We start from the raw sequence: 15,862 nt of genomic DNA on the forward strand, positions 1-15,862 counted from the left end.
ACGCATTCTCTTATTATAATTTGCGCGCTATTTTACCCGATTTGAAATTGATTAAACACCGGAAATAAACCTTAACAAACAGTTAGTGTTTAGATTGGTAGAGCAGTTCACTAAAATCATTCTCAATCATAAAACTCTTAAGTAAACGGTGAACTTGTTTCGTGGTCGATTGCTTTAAGCACTCACTTAAAAGCGCTTCCATGTCAGCGACTTTTAAACGCCTAAGTACCCACTTCACCTTACTCATCGTCGAAATGTTCATACTTAAACGTCGATAACCCATTGCTATCAATAAAATAGCGCCTTCAGGTTCACCGCCTAACTCACCACATAAGCTGAAAGGTAGTTCTAGATTTTGACATTGTGAGGCAACTTGATTGAGCACACGTAATACACTCGGATGGAATGGATCAAAAAGATCAGCTACTTGCGCATTATTTCTATCAACCGCAAGTAGATATTGGGTTAAATCATTACTACCGACCGAGCAAAAGTCGACTTTGTCAGCCCACTCAGGCAATAAATAAATGCTAGAAGGCACTTCAAGCATAACGCCGATTTCTGGTTTCTCGATTTGAATAAATTGATCAGCCCACTCTTCTTGCAATTCAAAGTAAGCTTGCTCGAGTAATTTAAGCGCTTCATCCACTTCTTCGGTATGGCTGACCATAGGTAGCATAATTTTTAGGTTACCTAAGCCCGTATTGGCCTTTAACATGGCTTTAAGCTGATCTAACAACAGCTCTGGATGATCTAGAGAAATCCTGATGCCGCGCCAACCCAGAAATGGGTTTTCTTCGGTAAAATTGAAATAGTCGAGTACTTTATCACCGCCAATGTCGAGGGTTCTCATAACCACATTTTCTGGATGATAGCGTGTTAATACTGCTCTGTACCATTGCTCTTGCTCAGCTTGTGTCGGAAATTGGCCTTTTTGCATAAACCAAGCTTCAGTTCGGTATAGGCCAACCCCATCACAATACTTGGCAATTTCTTGCTCAGTCGATAAATCCAAACCTGCATTCACTAACAAGCTAATATGCTCACCATCTAGTGTTACAGCTTCTAAATGATGTTCAGCTTCAAACTTATCGTGTAGTTTACTTTCTTGAAGATGTAACTGTTTATATTCTTTTTTAAGCGCAGGCGTGGGCGAAATATAAACTCGGCCAGCATAAGCATCTAGAATGATGTCTTTGTTTTCAAATTGTAATAGCGGAATGTCTTCAATACCCCAAACAGCTGGAATACCCATGGCTCTGGTAAGTATAGAAGCGTGTGAATTTGCAGAGCCATTCACACTGATCACTCCTTTTAAGCGCTCTTTTGACACTTCAGCCAACATGGTCGGAGTCAATGTGTGCGTAATTAAAATAGTATCTTTTGGATAGGATTTAACAGCTTGCTCTGTACTCATAAGGTGATGCAAAACACGTAACCCTATTTCTTTTACGTCTATTGCCCGCTCTTTTATATAAGGGTCAGACATAGCATTAAATTGGCTCACCAAACTTTCAATGACATATTTTAGTGCGCTTTTTGCACTCCAGCCTTGCTCAAGCTGTGCTTCGACCTGTCGCCCTAAGCTCCGGGCATCCAATAATTGCTGATACACTTCAAAAACCGCGACGGCTTCCTTAGGCATAGAATCACTAAATGTTGAAGCCATAATATGAAAATCTTGCCGTGTCGCAGAAACCGCTTGTGCAAAAAGCTTTTTCTGTTGCTCCACATTATCACTTTTTTGCATATCTATGCTTTCAAAATCAAGCTTTGGGATCACAACAAAACCTTGCCCTAAAGCAATGCCTGGAGAGCCAGATACCCCTTTTAAAACAGAGGTTTTTTTTGCAGTTGTTTCAACAGACAAAATTGATTTTGCTTCGGTGTTAGCAAGTTGAGATGCTAGTTGAGCTGATAAAGTAATCAGAAAAGATTCTTCGTCGTTGCTGAATGAACGCGCTTGCTTTTGCTGTACAACAATAACGCCAATGACTTTTCTTTGATGAACTAGTGGCACCGATAAAAAAGCATTGTAGCCTTCTTCATGTACTTCAGGAGAGAGTTTGAATCTTGGGTGAGACTGCGCATGGGCAATATTGATAGGCTCTTCGCGTTGTGCAACTAACCCAACCAAGCCCTCTGTAAAGCCAATTCTAAAATTACCGATTGCCTGAGGGTTGAGTCCATCACTGGCCATCAAGATAAAGTTATCTTGGCTGTAATCAGCAAAATAAATAGAGCAGCACTCTGTAGCGAGTGCTTCTTTGACCATGACGACAAAACGATTAAGTGCTTCAGTTAATGTGGGCTGTTGCGCCACCTCTTCAACAATGGCTCGTAATGTCGCAAGCACAATCTTCTCCTTAATTTAACGGCGATGTCGCCAATGATTTTGCTCTTTTGGTGTATGCTCTTTCCGATTAAAAGGCATCGCAAATGGCGCAAACTCTTTCATCACTCGGCGATATACATCACGCTTAAAAGACACCACTTGACGAACCGGATACCAATAACTCACCCAACGCCAATCATCAAACTCGGGATGGTGCGTATGTAGTAAGTCTACATCTTCATCTTTACAACGGAGTTTCAATAAAAACCATTTTTGTTTTTGACCGATACAAACTGGGCTTGAATCTTTACGGATCAAGCGCTTAGGCAGCTTGTACCTTAACCAATGTTTAGAGCTCGCAACAATCTCAACATCTTCTGGTTTTAACCCAACTTCTTCATGTAACTCTCGGTACATGGTTTGTTCTGGGGTTTCACCATCGTCTACTCCACCTTGTGGAAACTGCCATGAATGTTGTCCATAGCGTCGTGCCCAAAAAACCTGACCTTGATTATTACAGATCACAATTCCGACATTGGCACGAAATCCTTCGGCATCAATCACCTTAGTGCCTCATTTCTTAAGTCGATATTTTTTGATTGTTCCATAACTTAATGCCTACAGCAAATATAATTCCAGCTTTCTCCCACCTTATCCACAGGTTAACCTTAAAATTGAACAACTTTTATTTTTAATAAATTAAATCCACAAAAATACTGTATAAAACTCACTTTCTCCACAGATTCTGTGGATAACTGTGTTCATATTACTGTATTTATCCAAAGGCACGAGTTAAAGCAACTCAACAAGAAAAAAATAACTTTAAAAAAAGTGTTATATTTCATGCAATTAGAATGAACCACTGTATAAATAAGCGGGTTTTTATTGAGCAAAAATCAAAAAAATAATGCTTTTAAAGTCCTGCTCGCTTTTTAGACAAAAATATAATGGGACATAAAAATTAAGGCTTTCAGTCTGTTGTGGTCGCTTGGTAGCCATAATAAACGTGAAAAGTACGCGGTTTATTTAAACGTTTGCTTTCGATGCATAGACTTTATTGAATTAGGAGGCTGGAAGTGTAATTAAAGCAATGGGCAAGAAAATATAAGCCTGTTTTTACCAAACAGGCCTATTGAGTAGTCAACAAATCTGGGGTACTAAAGAATCTATTAAACTCTCTCAGTATTGCTATTTATTTAGCTTTCTCCAAACTTCCGTTTCTTCAGTACCAGCTACCATTCCTTTGTGATGCCAATAAATTACTTTTTGCCCGTGCTCTTGCTTTTCCTCAAGCCAACCTTGGAAAGTAAATACTTTACCAGCGTGCTCTCCTGGTCCACTTTGCTTTACATGCTTTTTTATATGCTCTTTATAGCTATCACCTTCAACTGTGAACGTACCCGATAAATAGCCTAGAAATTCTCCTTGCTGCATATTGTTGAAAGCAAATTTACTACCTTTTATTGTTTTGATCGCCACCAGCGTTGAGTTATCAGCATAAAGTACCTCACCACTCGCTGTTTTATATTCACCTTTTATAAATTGCCAATCACCTTCGAACTGGTGAGCAGATAAGTTAGTAGACATGAGTGCAATAAAAAGAATTGAGATGAGTCGTAATATCATGTTGCTTTCCTTGTTTATTTTTTACAAACCAAATGTCACATACAACACCATGAGTTTAATAGACTAAAAATATTAAATTTTATTAAAGCATCTTAGAAATTATTAAACCAACCACCACAGAGCAACAAAAAGGTAAAACCTTTCTCAATAAATGAGAAAGGTTTTTTATATTGATGCTCAGTTAAGCTTCTAATTCTTTGCGAACAATTTCAGCACCTTTCGCTAGCGCTGTTAGCTTACCTCGTGCTACTTTTCTAGCAAGTGGCGCTAAACCACAGTTTGTACTGGGGTAAAGTTTGTCGGCATCTACGTAACGCAACGCTTCACGTAATGTGTTGGCCACTTCTTCTGGCGTCTCAATGGTATTGGTTGCCACATCAATAGCGCCAACCATGACTTTTTTACCGCGGATCAAAGAAAGCAGTTCTATTGGTACACGAGAGTTATGACATTCAAGAGAGATAATATCTATGTTTGATTGCTGAAGCTTTGGAAATACCTCTTCATATTGACGCCATTCTGAACCCAGAGTTTTCTTCCAATCAGTGTTGGCTTTAATGCCATAGCCATAACAAATATGTACTGCCGTTTCACAGTTTAAGCCTTCAATGGCACGTTCAAGGCATTTAATGCCCCACTCATTTACTTCTTCAAAGAAAACATTAAACGCAGGCTCATCAAATTGGATAATATCAACACCAGCCGCTTCAAGCTCTTTGGCCTCTTGGTTAAGGATCACAGCAAATTCCCAAGCCAATTTTTCGCGACTTTTATAATGGTCATCAAATAAAGTATCAACCATGGTCATAGGGCCCGGTAAAGCCCATTTAATCGGCTTATTTGTTTGCGCACGTAAGAACTTTGCGTCTTCAACAAATACAGGCTTTTGGCGTGAAACAGGACCATAAACAGTGGGAACACTGGCATCATAGCGGTCACGGATTTTAACTGTGCGGCGATTTTCGAAATCAACACCATCAAGATGCTCAATAAAGGTCGTGACAAAGTGTTGTCTAGTTTGTTCACCATCACTGACAATGTCTAAGCCAGTTTGATACTGCTCTTGTAATGACACACGTAATGCATCGTGTTTGCCATCAATTAATTCTTGCCCTGATAACTTCCATGGTGACCAAAGTACTTCTGGTTGCGCCAACCAAGATGGTTTTGGCAAACTGCCTGCTGTTGATGTTGGTAATAATGTTTTCATTTTACTAATTCTTTTCTAGGGTGATTAAGCACTCGACCTTACGTAAATGTAAGGCCGTTTTTTTGGCAAAAGATGATTAAGCGAAGTTTGCCGACCACTGAGCCAAAATATTTTGGTAAGGCTTTATAAAATACTCTTCAGCAAACTTACCTTGCTCTTTGGCTAAACGACTGCGCTCTTCACGGTCATAGATGATTTGTGTAAGCGAATGATCAAGGTTTTTCAGGTTTGGTTTATAAACCTTGCCAGCAACCGCGTTGGCGTTATAAATCTCTGGGCGATAAATCTTCTGAAACGTTTCCATGGTGCTAATGGTGCTTATAAGCTCTAAGTTGCTATAGTCGTTCAATAAATCACCAAAGAAGTAAAATGCAAAAGGCGCAACGCTGTTTGGTGGCATAAAGTAGCGCACTTGTAATCCCATCTTTTGGAAGTACTGCTCAGTCAATGACGATTCATTCGGTAAATATTCAAAACCTAGCACTGGGTGCTGGTTTTCTGTACGACGATAGGTTTTATTATCTGAGACTGATAAACAGATCACTGGTGGCTTTTTGAAGTTATTTTTATAAGTCTGTGAATTTACAAAATACTGAAATAACTTACCGTGCAGGTCGCCAAAGTCTTCAGGAATACTAAACTGCGGCTTATCTTTATTATGATTTAGAAGCAACACGCTAAAGTCGTAATCACGTACATAAGACGAAAAGTTGTTGCCCACTATGCCTTCAATGCGCTCATTCGTTTGCTTATCTAAAATGTAAGTTTTAAGCACCTCAATCGACGGGAATGCTTCGTCACTCCCCGTAATATCCATATCTACTGATACAATTTCTAACTCAACTGCATAACGGTCGGCATTGGGGTTATCCCAATGGGCAAGGGCGTTAAAGCGGCTGTCGATCATAGTTAAGGCATTACGTAAATTTGCCTGACGACTCTCTCCACGAGCTAAATTTGCAAAGTTGGTGGTGATACGTGTGCTGGTTGATGGCTCGTAGTTTTCATCAAGGCGCTGCGTTTTAATGCTGAAGTTAAAATCGTGACTCATGTGTTCTGTATCCTTTTTACTGAGATAAATAGTAAATTGCTGCTCCCTTCACTTACCTAGCCTTTACTGAATATCTAAGTAAATCATGTTTATCTTGTACAGACTTACTAAGGAATACTTAAATTCGTTTGGTCTTGCGTTCGGAGCCCTATTAGTTATACGTATTCTGCAACTTGAAGAAAAACGGTTTAATTTCACCTAAAACATGAGTTTGATTCACGTTACAGGGGTCATACTTACCCATGTAGAACAATGCAAAGCCAAATTATTTAGAAAACCACAACAGAAATCTAGACGTCTAAAGGTGGTTTTCTCTTGTATCTATTTCCTTCATACAAAACATGAGGATTTTTCAAAGCTTATCTCTCATTTAAGAAAAACAAGCCATTAAGATGTTGATATACTCGCGAGAAGTCTGGATGTCTATTTATCAATCACATCTAAGCAATGGTTAACTTTAATAAGAGAAAATGGAATGAGTGAATTAATACTATTGGTGTTGTACTGCGCATTACTTGGTAGTGTTGTGGGCTTTTTAGCGGGATTATTAGGTATTGGTGGCGGTTTAGTTATCGTGCCAATATTGAGTATTATCTTACTGCATTTTGAGGTGTTGCCTGCTGAACAAGTGGTTGTTGCAGCCATTGCGACTTCTTTGGCTTCAATCTTGTTCACCTCGACTTCTTCGGCTATTGCACATCATAAAAATGGTAACGTGCCATGGGAATTAGCTCCTTGGATCATGACAGGTGTGGCTCTTGGCGCCCTAATAAGCGGCTTTATGGCTGCACTTTTACCTGAGCACATTGTAAGAATTGTATTTGCAGTGAGTGTTGTGCTTATTGCACTAAAAATGTTTTTAAGCAGTAAAACCGACACCCCAAGCGAGCGTACTTTACCAAACAAAGGTGTATTAACTATATTAACTACCATTACTGGGGGCCTTTCTGCCATGATAGGTATTGGCGGCGGTGCCCTTTTAGTACCACTTTTGAGCTTTTTTTCGGTCGATATGAAAAAGGCCATTGGCTGCGCATCAGCTTGCGGCATCGTAATCGCCCTATTTGGTTCAATTGGTTATATCAGCTCAGGCAGTAGCCATTTTGCAATGACTGATGGCTTTGCCGGGTTTGTATATTTACCTGCGCTACTTGGTATTGTTTGCACATCTTGGTTTACCGCTCCCCTTGGTGCCAAGGCTACACAGAGCTTACCGGTATCTACCATTAAAAAAGCGTTCTCAGGCCTGCTAGTCATAATGGCTGTAAACATGGTCGTTTAATCATTTTTAGGGGCTTAAAAGCCCCTTATTACAGCAACATCACAAAACCAGTCATTGCTAAAGCTAGAGTTCTTCTGGCTATAAATCGAGCTCAAATTTATCACCAATTAAAAGTTGTTCGAAAAACAAACAAATTACTGCTATACGTTAAACAATCTCTGAAAAGTGTAGAGTTAATATGAAACTAACAGTATCACTTCGAATATTTGGTGGTTTTGCAATATTACTTTTGCTCTCCATAGTTATTTATCTAGTTGCCTTAATGGGAATACGCTCTATCGGTTCCGGGGTTGAACAAATGAGTGAAAAAAGCGTACCTACACTTATTGCAGGCGCAGATCTGGCACAAAACATACTAATCACTGAGTTATCACTGATAGAGCTTTCCACGACTGAAAATGAGCAAGAAGCTACTCGATTACGTGATTTAATAAAGCAAGCAAATGTAAATAATGACTTAGCAATTCAATCACTCAGTCAATTTATTGAACCGAATAGTGACTCATACGCTTTATTAGAAGAAACTAAAACATTAAACACTACCTTTCTTAAAGCGAGTGATCAGGTTATTACCGATTACTTTAAATTACTTACGTTACTCTCTATTACTCAAGAACGCGCTCGAGAGTTTGGAGATATGGGTGATGAAAGCTTAAGCCTTGCATATGATTTAGAGGGGTTAAGTGAAAATGAAAGCACCAATGATTCTATCACTGAGTTTGTCACCCTTATAGAAAGCAGTGTAGATGAAGCGAACGCTGCTTTAACTTCAAATATCACTTTTGAAATACTCAGTATCGAATCTGCTTTAAAAGACTCTAAGGAGGAGTTAAAAGGTTTATTTAATAAATTTTCACAATCGTCAGAACTCAAAGACGATGAGTCTGTTTCTTTGATGGTTGACAATTTAGAGCGATTTTTAGCTGCACTTGTCGGTGACAAAAGTGCTATCAAAGCAAGATTGGATAGCCTAAATCGCAAAAAAGAAGTGTCAGAGCAGCTTAAACAAGCTAAGCATCAGGGCAATAACGCCAGAGAAATACTGATTAGGTTAAACGACAAGATTAAAGTAACCTCCAACGAAATTAAGAATGATGCACTTGAGTCGGTGAATCAAAATCAGTTAATTACCACAATCTTAACGCTGATCACCCTATGCTTGTCTGCATCTGTCGCCTACTTTGTAACTAACTCCATCAAAAAGCCTCTGCATCATGCAGTAACACAAATAAAACAAGCCGCGACTGGAGACATGACCGTTCACTTCACTAAAATGCGTGATGATGAGTTAGGTGAACTCGCTGATAATATGCAAAGCTTGGTTAATTCCTTAAGACACACCTTAAAAGAAATAGCCCATAATTCTAATAGCCTAGCGACCACAGCAGAAGAAACAAATACCATCGCCAAGCAGAGTTTTGACAGTGCCTCTTCTCAAAACGACAAAATGCAGGTGATGACCCACTCTATTGCGGAGATGACTGACACTGTGCAGTCAGTGTCTAACAGTATTCATCACACTTTAGAACAAGTTGAAAAGTCAAATAATGATGCTGAACAAGGGCAAATATTACTCAACCAAAACATAGACAACATTCACTTGCTTGCTGATGCCATTAAGCAATCAGCGACAGTGATAGAAACCCTGAACGATGACACGAATAACATCAGCTCTGTATTAGACATTATTCGAGGCGTCGCCGAACAAACCAACTTATTGGCTTTAAATGCAGCCATTGAAGCAGCTAGGGCTGGAGAACAAGGTCGAGGCTTTGCGGTTGTTGCCGATGAGGTGAGAACCTTGGCGAGTAAAGCCCATGATGCCACTCAAGAAATTCAACAAGCGATAGAGAACCTGCAACAAGGTGCAAAGCAAGCTGTTGCAACCATGTCTAAATCACAGCAAGAAACTCAGCAATGCGTCGATGGCATTCAAAATGTAGATGAGATGCTTGGCTCAATTTTAAGCGGCATCACTAACATTAAAGATATGAGTCAACAAATCGCGACCGCCGCTGAACAACAGAGTATTGCCGCTGTCACGCAAAATGAAAATATGAAAGAGATGCAACACATCACGGAGCTTTCTGCTTCTCATGCTGAAGAAAATAATCAAGCAAGTCAGCAGTTAGCTTCTATGGCCGAAACCCAAAGAGAACTTTTGAGTAAATTCAAAACCTAGGAGCAACCCATGCGATTATTTTTATTATGCTTAATAATTGTCGTCCCTTCTTTTACCTTCAGTGGTGCAACACAGGCTGGTACTTGCGAAATAAAGTACACGCGAACGGCTTGCCCTGGGAAAGAGAAAATTAGTTACAAGAAATGTAAAGGGAAACAAAAATGTTCAAAATTCAAAGAAGCCGCAACTGCAGCTGAGTGTGGCACAATGGCTGTTAAATCATGTCGAAATAAACGCCTAACGGTGACTAAATCTAAAGTCATCAATGCACTGTTTGATGGACAGCAAATTAAAGCAAGTAATGGCAGTGATGACTTTTGTACGGTTTATGAAAAAGCCAACGAGGAATTTAATAAATGTGATGGGTAATAAGATACCTAAAACTTTTGTTCGCTTTTTAAAACGACTTTTCGAGTTGCCATGATGCTTGAATGAATCTAGTCAATCTGGCCCGTGTTTGTCTTTGAAGTTTGAACACAATTCAAAGACAAACACGCCTTAGTATTATTTATTTCAATAAAATTTAAATTAGCTGCTTGTATTAGCATTAGTTACAATAGCGTTGTTATAACTCAGAGATATTTCAATGCTAAAACCTTCTCCGCCACTCACCATTAATGAACTCATGCAACGCGTTGAACAAATTGCAGGGCTAACCTTAGGCGAGATTGCGGCTGACTTTAACTTTAAAACCCCAGAACATTTATTACGTGAAAAAGGCTGGCAAGGTCAATTATTAGAATATGTACTGGGTGCCACCGCAGGCTCAAAACCAGTTCCTGACTTTGAGCACTTAGGCATCGAGCTTAAAACCATACCTATAGGCTTTAATGGCAAACCACTTGAAACGACTTATGTATCGGTTGTTCCGCTCACTAACCTCACTGGGATAACTTGGCAATCGAGTACCGTAAAGAAAAAGCTCACCCATGTTTTATGGCTGCCCATTTTAGCTGAAAAAACCATTCAACCCATAGATAGAACTATAGGCTCTGGTTTTTTATGGCAACCAAGCTTGGCACAAGAGCAGCAATTACAAAGAGACTGGGAAGAACAAATGGAGTTGATTGCACTTGGCCGCATAGATGAAATATCAGGCCATTTAGGTGAGGTGATGCAAATTAGGCCAAAAGCCGCGAACAGCAAAGCGTTAACTGATGTCATTGGGCCAAACGGAACAATGACGCAAACTTTGCCACGCGGCTATTATTTAAAAATTCCGTTTACTACACAGATCCTAGCGAAACAGTTTGGGCTTTAAGCTCAGCTAGGTTATTTCCTGATTCAAGAATACAGCCGCGCCTAACAAGCCCGGTTGTGGCTCTGTGATCACAAACACAGGTGTCTGCTCCGCAATATGAGAAAGGCGCCCTTTTGCAATAAAACGTTCGCCAAAGTCACCTTGTTTTAAAAATTCGATGAACCTAGGCACAATACCTCCAGCGATATAGATCCCACCAAAGCTACTATTAAGTAATGCAAGATTACCTGCAAAGCTGCCTAGCGCTTTACAAAATTGTTGAAGTGCCAAACGACATAAACCACAATTTACTGTAATAGCATTATGCGAAATCTCAGCCGCGCTCAAACTGGTTTTGTGTACCGCAGCATGACTCCCCTCTATAGTGTTTTGGTAATCTACAATCGCACTATAGATCTGCTCTAACCCATAGCCTGATAATAGTTGCTCATAAGAGATCCGTGGTTTTCTGCTATCGAGGTAGTTGAAAATGATCAAGTCCAGCTCATCTACCGGCGCAAAATCAATATGCCCGCCCTCTGAGTTAATACAATGCCAGAAATGATTGCCTTGCATTGTAACCGGTGTGAGGGTCGCAACCCCAAGCCCAGTACCTGGCCCACAAATCGAAATGGTGCTATTAGCTCTGCCCTGCTGTGGCCCTCGAATATGACACTTTTGCTCATCATTTAAAAAAGGTACTGACATCGCGATGGCTTTGTAGTCATTAATTAAATACAAGCTTTGTAAGCCCAACTCTGCCTTAAGCGCAGTTTGCGAAAACGCCCATGGCAAGTTTGTCATTGAGATCCAATCTTCATCGGTCGGACAGGCAATCGCAAGACAAGCATGTAAAGCCTTATCTGCGATTTCTTGTTCAGCAATATACAACTTAAGCACATCTGACAGTTCAGCAAAGTCAGCACATTTATACGTGCTGACATGCGATAACTGGTTGTCTTTCGTTGCTTGCGCAATGCGGATATTGGTACCACCAATATCCGCAACAAGTCTAATTTCAGTTACATTATCCATAATCACTCACACTGAATGCTTGCGGACTTACCTTGCTCAGGCGCAAAGTGAATGTCACTGATAGATAGATTTGCCTTACCGCTTGTAGAAATTGCAAATGGCATAATCACTTGGCTATATTTCAAACCTTGCTTAGCAAAGCAATTTAAGTCAATTGATAAATTCTGCCATTGCGTGTCTGGTAATCTATTCAGCTGCTCTGTGATGTCTACCTGTGCTCGACAGCTACCAGGTTTATCGCCTTCGCTTTCACAATGACTCGAAATGATCACAGGCTGCTCTGCAAGGCCATCACGCATGATCTCAATCACTAACGCGGCATTGCTAGCTTGCATCATAGATAAGTCTTCTCTAAACCAACTTTTGCTGACAAACTCCATACCCGCATTTTCAAGGCCTGTCCAAACCAGTTTGAATGCATCTTCTTGGATATGTTTATCGATTGTGCGGTACTCAAGGCCTTTTAGAGCGATACTGCTCGACATCACAGCTTGATTGTTTGCCTCTGAGAACAAACGCATTTGCCAAGGCGCGAAAATCTTCCCTTTGAATACATAGCTGTTTGCATCTGTACCGTTATCAAGCTCAACTTTTTCACTCAAGCTATTTGATAACACAGACTTATCACCGTACTGCAAACCAAAGCCATAAGGCAGTAATGGTGCATAATCGGTGTCAAAGCGATTTACCGGCTTACTTGGGTGACTAGGCCAAGAGAATGACAATTTACCTTTAAAGTCATTTTGCACCTTACCCGCTTTATCTGTCAGCAGCACATCTGCAACTGCATCGCCTTCAGAGCCCGGTAGCCAAGCAGCGACAAAAGCATCACTGCTATTCAACTCTGGATTGACCCAAAGTGGACGGCCACTGATAAACACTGAAATGACCGGTATACCTTGCGCTTTTAACTTTTGTAATAAGGCTAAATCACGTTTATCACCTTGTTGATATACGAGATTTTCTTTATCACCATGGCCTTCCGCGTATGGCTCTTCACCAAACACCACAATGGCAACATCAGGTTTGTTTTCAAAACTACCATCTTCGCTAAGCGTAACCTTGCCACCAGCAGCTTTGATTTGTTCGGCAAGACCGTCGTAGATTGAAGAGCCACCAGGAAAGTCGGCGTTTTCATTGTTGGTGCCTTGCCAAGTAATTGTCCAGCCACCTGATTGCTTACCAATATTGTTCGCCGCATCGCCCGCAATCAGAATATTCTGCTTAGGTGAAAGTGGCAGCAAACTATCGTTATTTTTGAGTAATACCAAAGATTCTCGTACCGCTTGCTTTGCAACTTCACGGTGCTCAGTATGACCGATCAACTCTGTTTTATTGGCATATGGACGATTTGCAGGACTTGCTTTATCGAATAAGCCTGCACGGAATTTCACACGTAAAATACGCGTTACCGCATCGTCAATGCGTGACATTGGAATAACTCCAGCACGCACTTGCTTGATGGTGTTTTCCATCAAGGGTTTCCATGCATCCGTTGGTACCATGTACACATCAAGACCTGCATTCACCGCTTGCGGACAGTCATGGTTGCTACACCCTTTGATCTGACCATGGCCGTTCCAGTCACCAACCACAAAGCCATCAAAACCCATTTTGTCTTTTAAGACATCGGTAAGCAGGTACTTATTACCGTGAATTTTCTCACCATTCCAGCTATTGAAAGACGCCATTACAGACTGTGCACCCGCAGTCAAACCGCCCACATACCCTTGCGAGTGAATGTTAAATAAATCCAACTCTGAGTCGATGTTATTACCTTGGTCGTCGCCTTTTACCGTACCGCCGTCACCCACAAAGTGCTTAACCGTGCTAATAACACGATCGTCACCTAAGAAATTATCGCCTTGTGTACCCTGTAACCCATGAACAATCGCTGCAGCATACTCTTTCACTATTTCAGGATCTTCAGAGTAACCCTCATAAGTTCGACCCCATCTATCATCGCGAACTGTTGCAACAGTAGGCGCGAACACCCAATCGATACCGGTTGCCATCACTTCTTTTGCGGTCACTTCGGCAATTTTTACAATCAAGTCTGGATTATTTGCCGCACCTAAACCTATGTTGTGCGGGAACAGCGTCGCGCCAATCACATTGTTGTGGCCGTGCACTGCATCTGTACCCCACATGGTTGGAATGTTGATGCCATCAAGCGAGTCATCAACCGATGCCTGATACATCGCCTCTGCTAAATCAACCCAATCTTTCACACTGGAATGTTTATTGTTATTTGGAAATGCACCACCACCATTGAGGTATGAACCAAAGCCATAGCGACGCATATCTTCTACGGTGATGTCGCGGATCTCAGGTTGGATCATTTGCGCTATTTTTTGCTCTAACGTCATTTTTACTAGTAGTTCAGCAACTTTACGCTCAATCTCTGGGTCTTTTTTAACTTCAGAGTTAATTGTCGGCCAAATATCTAAACCAGACTTTTCTACTTCAACAGTGTCATTTTGTTTTGCACATGATGCCAACAAACCTGTGACCATCACTGCAACTAATGATTTCTTTAAACGCTTCATTTTATTACCTCTCAGAAGAGCTATTTACAGGTTTATGGCCTTTTAAGCCGAAGTAGCCAATGAACACATAACACAGTGCTGGCAATAAGAAAGACAGTTGAACACCGACGACATCGGCAAGCATGCCTTGGAATAATGGCACGATTGCACCACCAACAATGGCAAGACAAAGTAAGCCTGCGCCATGACTCGCTGCATCGCCTAATTTATTGATTGCTAAACTGAAGATGGTTGGGAACATGATTGAATTGAATAAACCGACAGCCAAAATTGACCACTTCGCCACAGCGCCGTCTGACATCACTGCAACCACAAGCAAGACAATGGCCATCACAGCATTGAATGCCAGTACTTTACCCGCTGCGATTTTTTGCATCACAACAGCACCGATAAAGCGACCAATCATGGCACCGCCCCAGTAGTAGGCGATTAACTTAGCGGCTTGCGCTTCATTCAAACCAGCAATATTTGGGTCGTGTAAAAAGTTAACTAAAAAACTACCAATGGCGACTTCCGCACCTACATATAAAAAGATGCCAATTGCGCCGAGTTTAAGGTGGGTATATTTCAGTGCGGTTTGAATTGACGGAGTTGATTGTTCACTTTTACCCAGCTCAGGCAACTTAATAAATGCAAATACCACTGCCAAAGCCAATAGCGTCAGTGCTAAAAATAAGTAAGGGATCTGAACCGCTGTCGCATCAGTTTGCGCAGCTGCATTGGTCTCTGAGAAAATCAGCCAAGCACCAAAAAATGGCGCGACGGTTGTACCTAAAGAGTTAAACGCTTGCGTCATAGTCAAACGTGAAGAAGCGGTTTTTGCAGGCCCAAGTGCACTGACAAAAGGGTTAGCAGACACTTGTAATACCGTGATTCCCGCGGCAAGTACAAATAGCGCCCCTAAGAATAAGGCATACACGCCCAAAGCCGCGGCAGGATAAAATAAAAAGCACCCAAGACTGGCTATTGCAAGGCCCGTTATTATGCCCTTTTTAAAGCCAATTTTACTCACTAAAGTGCCTGCAGGGATCGACACGATAAAATAAGCGCCAAAGAAGCAAAATTGCACTAGCATGGCTTGAGTGTAAGTGAGGGAGAAAGCGTTTTTTAAATAAGGAATTAAAATGTCATTTAGACAGGTAATAAACCCCCACATAAAAAACAAAGTGGTTAAGGTGATCAACGCAAAAGTATTATTCTGCGGTTGTTCAACCTGATTGTTTGTATCAAAAGTACCTATAGAGCTTGCCATAGTCATATTCCAGCATGCCAAACCCGAGCGCTCGCATATAGAGGTTGCTAGCACCTGAGTTTTAATTAATCTTGAATGGCTTACCTCAAAAATGAGGTAA

12 protein-coding genes are annotated in these 15,862 nt (G+C 41.0%); 4 read left to right on the plus strand and 8 right to left on the minus strand.

Going from position 1 to position 15,862, the window contains the following annotated elements:
• Positions 1-82 precede the first annotated feature (82 nt).
• The 5 genes from ptsP to ACXAC4_RS10800 form a co-directional block, all read right to left on the minus strand.
• On the minus strand, positions 83-2,356 hold the full coding sequence (gene ptsP, locus ACXAC4_RS10780) for a phosphoenolpyruvate--protein phosphotransferase (RefSeq protein ID WP_475161355.1): 2,274 nt from the start codon (positions 2,354-2,356) through the stop codon (positions 83-85).
• 15 nt (positions 2,357-2,371) lie between these two features.
• Positions 2,372-2,899, minus strand: coding sequence for an RNA pyrophosphohydrolase (gene rppH / locus ACXAC4_RS10785; protein ID WP_138480969.1), 528 nt, complete (start codon positions 2,897-2,899; stop codon positions 2,372-2,374).
• A gap of 624 nt (positions 2,900-3,523) precedes the next feature.
• Positions 3,524-3,961 carry a hypothetical protein gene (locus ACXAC4_RS10790; protein WP_475161360.1) on the minus strand — a complete coding sequence of 146 codons (438 nt, stop codon included), beginning with the start codon at positions 3,959-3,961 and terminating at the stop codon, positions 3,524-3,526.
• A 181-nt stretch (positions 3,962-4,142) separates the two neighbouring features.
• On the minus strand, positions 4,143-5,171 hold the full coding sequence (locus tag ACXAC4_RS10795) for a methionine synthase (RefSeq protein WP_475161364.1): 1,029 nt from the start codon (positions 5,169-5,171) through the stop codon (positions 4,143-4,145).
• Between the two features lie 76 nt (positions 5,172-5,247).
• A complete protein-coding gene (locus ACXAC4_RS10800; protein ID WP_475161367.1) occupies positions 5,248-6,222 on the minus strand; it encodes a DUF1852 domain-containing protein in 975 nt (324 codons plus the stop codon).
• Between the two features lie 475 nt (positions 6,223-6,697).
• Here ACXAC4_RS10800 and ACXAC4_RS10805 point away from each other — a divergent pair, with 475 nt between their 5' ends.
• The 4 genes from ACXAC4_RS10805 to mutH all read left to right on the plus strand — a co-directional run bounded on the left by ACXAC4_RS10805 (position 6,698) and on the right by mutH (position 10,947).
• Entirely contained in the window at positions 6,698-7,504 is an 807-nt protein-coding gene (locus tag ACXAC4_RS10805) for a sulfite exporter TauE/SafE family protein (RefSeq protein WP_475161368.1), read from the plus strand.
• 178 nt (positions 7,505-7,682) lie between these two features.
• Positions 7,683-9,686: a HAMP domain-containing methyl-accepting chemotaxis protein gene (locus tag ACXAC4_RS10810; protein WP_475161370.1), complete on the plus strand. Its 2,004-nt coding sequence runs from the start codon at positions 7,683-7,685 to the stop codon at positions 9,684-9,686.
• Positions 9,687-9,695: 9 nt separating this feature from the next.
• Positions 9,696-10,055 carry a hypothetical protein gene (locus ACXAC4_RS10815; RefSeq protein WP_349286268.1) on the plus strand — a complete coding sequence of 120 codons (360 nt, stop codon included), beginning with the start codon at positions 9,696-9,698 and terminating at the stop codon, positions 10,053-10,055.
• A 217-nt stretch (positions 10,056-10,272) separates the two neighbouring features.
• Complete coding sequence (mutH, locus tag ACXAC4_RS10820) at positions 10,273-10,947, plus strand: DNA mismatch repair endonuclease MutH (protein ID WP_475161375.1); 675 nt, start codon at positions 10,273-10,275, stop codon at positions 10,945-10,947.
• A gap of 6 nt (positions 10,948-10,953) precedes the next feature.
• Here the strand turns inward: mutH and ACXAC4_RS10825 are convergent, their stop codons facing one another.
• The 3 genes from ACXAC4_RS10825 to ACXAC4_RS10835 are packed head-to-tail and all read right to left on the minus strand — an operon-like array spanning position 10,954 to position 15,762.
• Positions 10,954-11,961 (minus strand): glucokinase, encoded by a 1,008-nt coding sequence (locus tag ACXAC4_RS10825; RefSeq protein ID WP_475161376.1) that lies wholly within the window; start codon positions 11,959-11,961, stop codon positions 10,954-10,956.
• A gap of 2 nt (positions 11,962-11,963) precedes the next feature.
• On the minus strand, positions 11,964-14,510 hold the full coding sequence (locus ACXAC4_RS10830) for a glycoside hydrolase family 3 protein (protein ID WP_475161378.1): 2,547 nt from the start codon (positions 14,508-14,510) through the stop codon (positions 11,964-11,966).
• Positions 14,511-14,514: 4 nt separating this feature from the next.
• Complete coding sequence (locus tag ACXAC4_RS10835; RefSeq protein ID WP_475161380.1) at positions 14,515-15,762, minus strand: sugar MFS transporter; 1,248 nt, start codon at positions 15,760-15,762, stop codon at positions 14,515-14,517.
• Between the last annotated feature and the right edge of the window lie 100 nt (positions 15,763-15,862).

The sequence above is a fragment of the Pseudoalteromonas sp. AWM4_233 genome (assembly GCF_056158285.1).

Coding starts and splice junctions, on each gene's coding strand:
- ACXAC4_RS10835 (WP_475161380.1), bottom strand. CDS start 15,762: ATGGCAAGCTCTATAGGTACTTTTGATACAAACAATCAGGTTGAACAA.
- ACXAC4_RS10810 (WP_475161370.1), top strand. CDS start 7,683: ATGAAACTAACAGTATCACTTCGAATATTTGGTGGTTTTGCAATATTA.
- ACXAC4_RS10795 (WP_475161364.1), bottom strand. CDS start 5,171: ATGAAAACATTATTACCAACATCAACAGCAGGCAGTTTGCCAAAACCA.
- ACXAC4_RS10805 (WP_475161368.1), top strand. CDS start 6,698: ATGAGTGAATTAATACTATTGGTGTTGTACTGCGCATTACTTGGTAGT.
- ACXAC4_RS10815 (WP_349286268.1), top strand. CDS start 9,696: ATGCGATTATTTTTATTATGCTTAATAATTGTCGTCCCTTCTTTTACC.
- mutH (WP_475161375.1), top strand. CDS start 10,273: ATGCTAAAACCTTCTCCGCCACTCACCATTAATGAACTCATGCAACGC.
- ACXAC4_RS10825 (WP_475161376.1), bottom strand. CDS start 11,961: ATGGATAATGTAACTGAAATTAGACTTGTTGCGGATATTGGTGGTACC.
- ACXAC4_RS10830 (WP_475161378.1), bottom strand. CDS start 14,510: ATGAAGCGTTTAAAGAAATCATTAGTTGCAGTGATGGTCACAGGTTTG.
- ACXAC4_RS10800 (WP_475161367.1), bottom strand. CDS start 6,222: ATGAGTCACGATTTTAACTTCAGCATTAAAACGCAGCGCCTTGATGAA.
- ACXAC4_RS10790 (WP_475161360.1), bottom strand. CDS start 3,961: ATGATATTACGACTCATCTCAATTCTTTTTATTGCACTCATGTCTACT.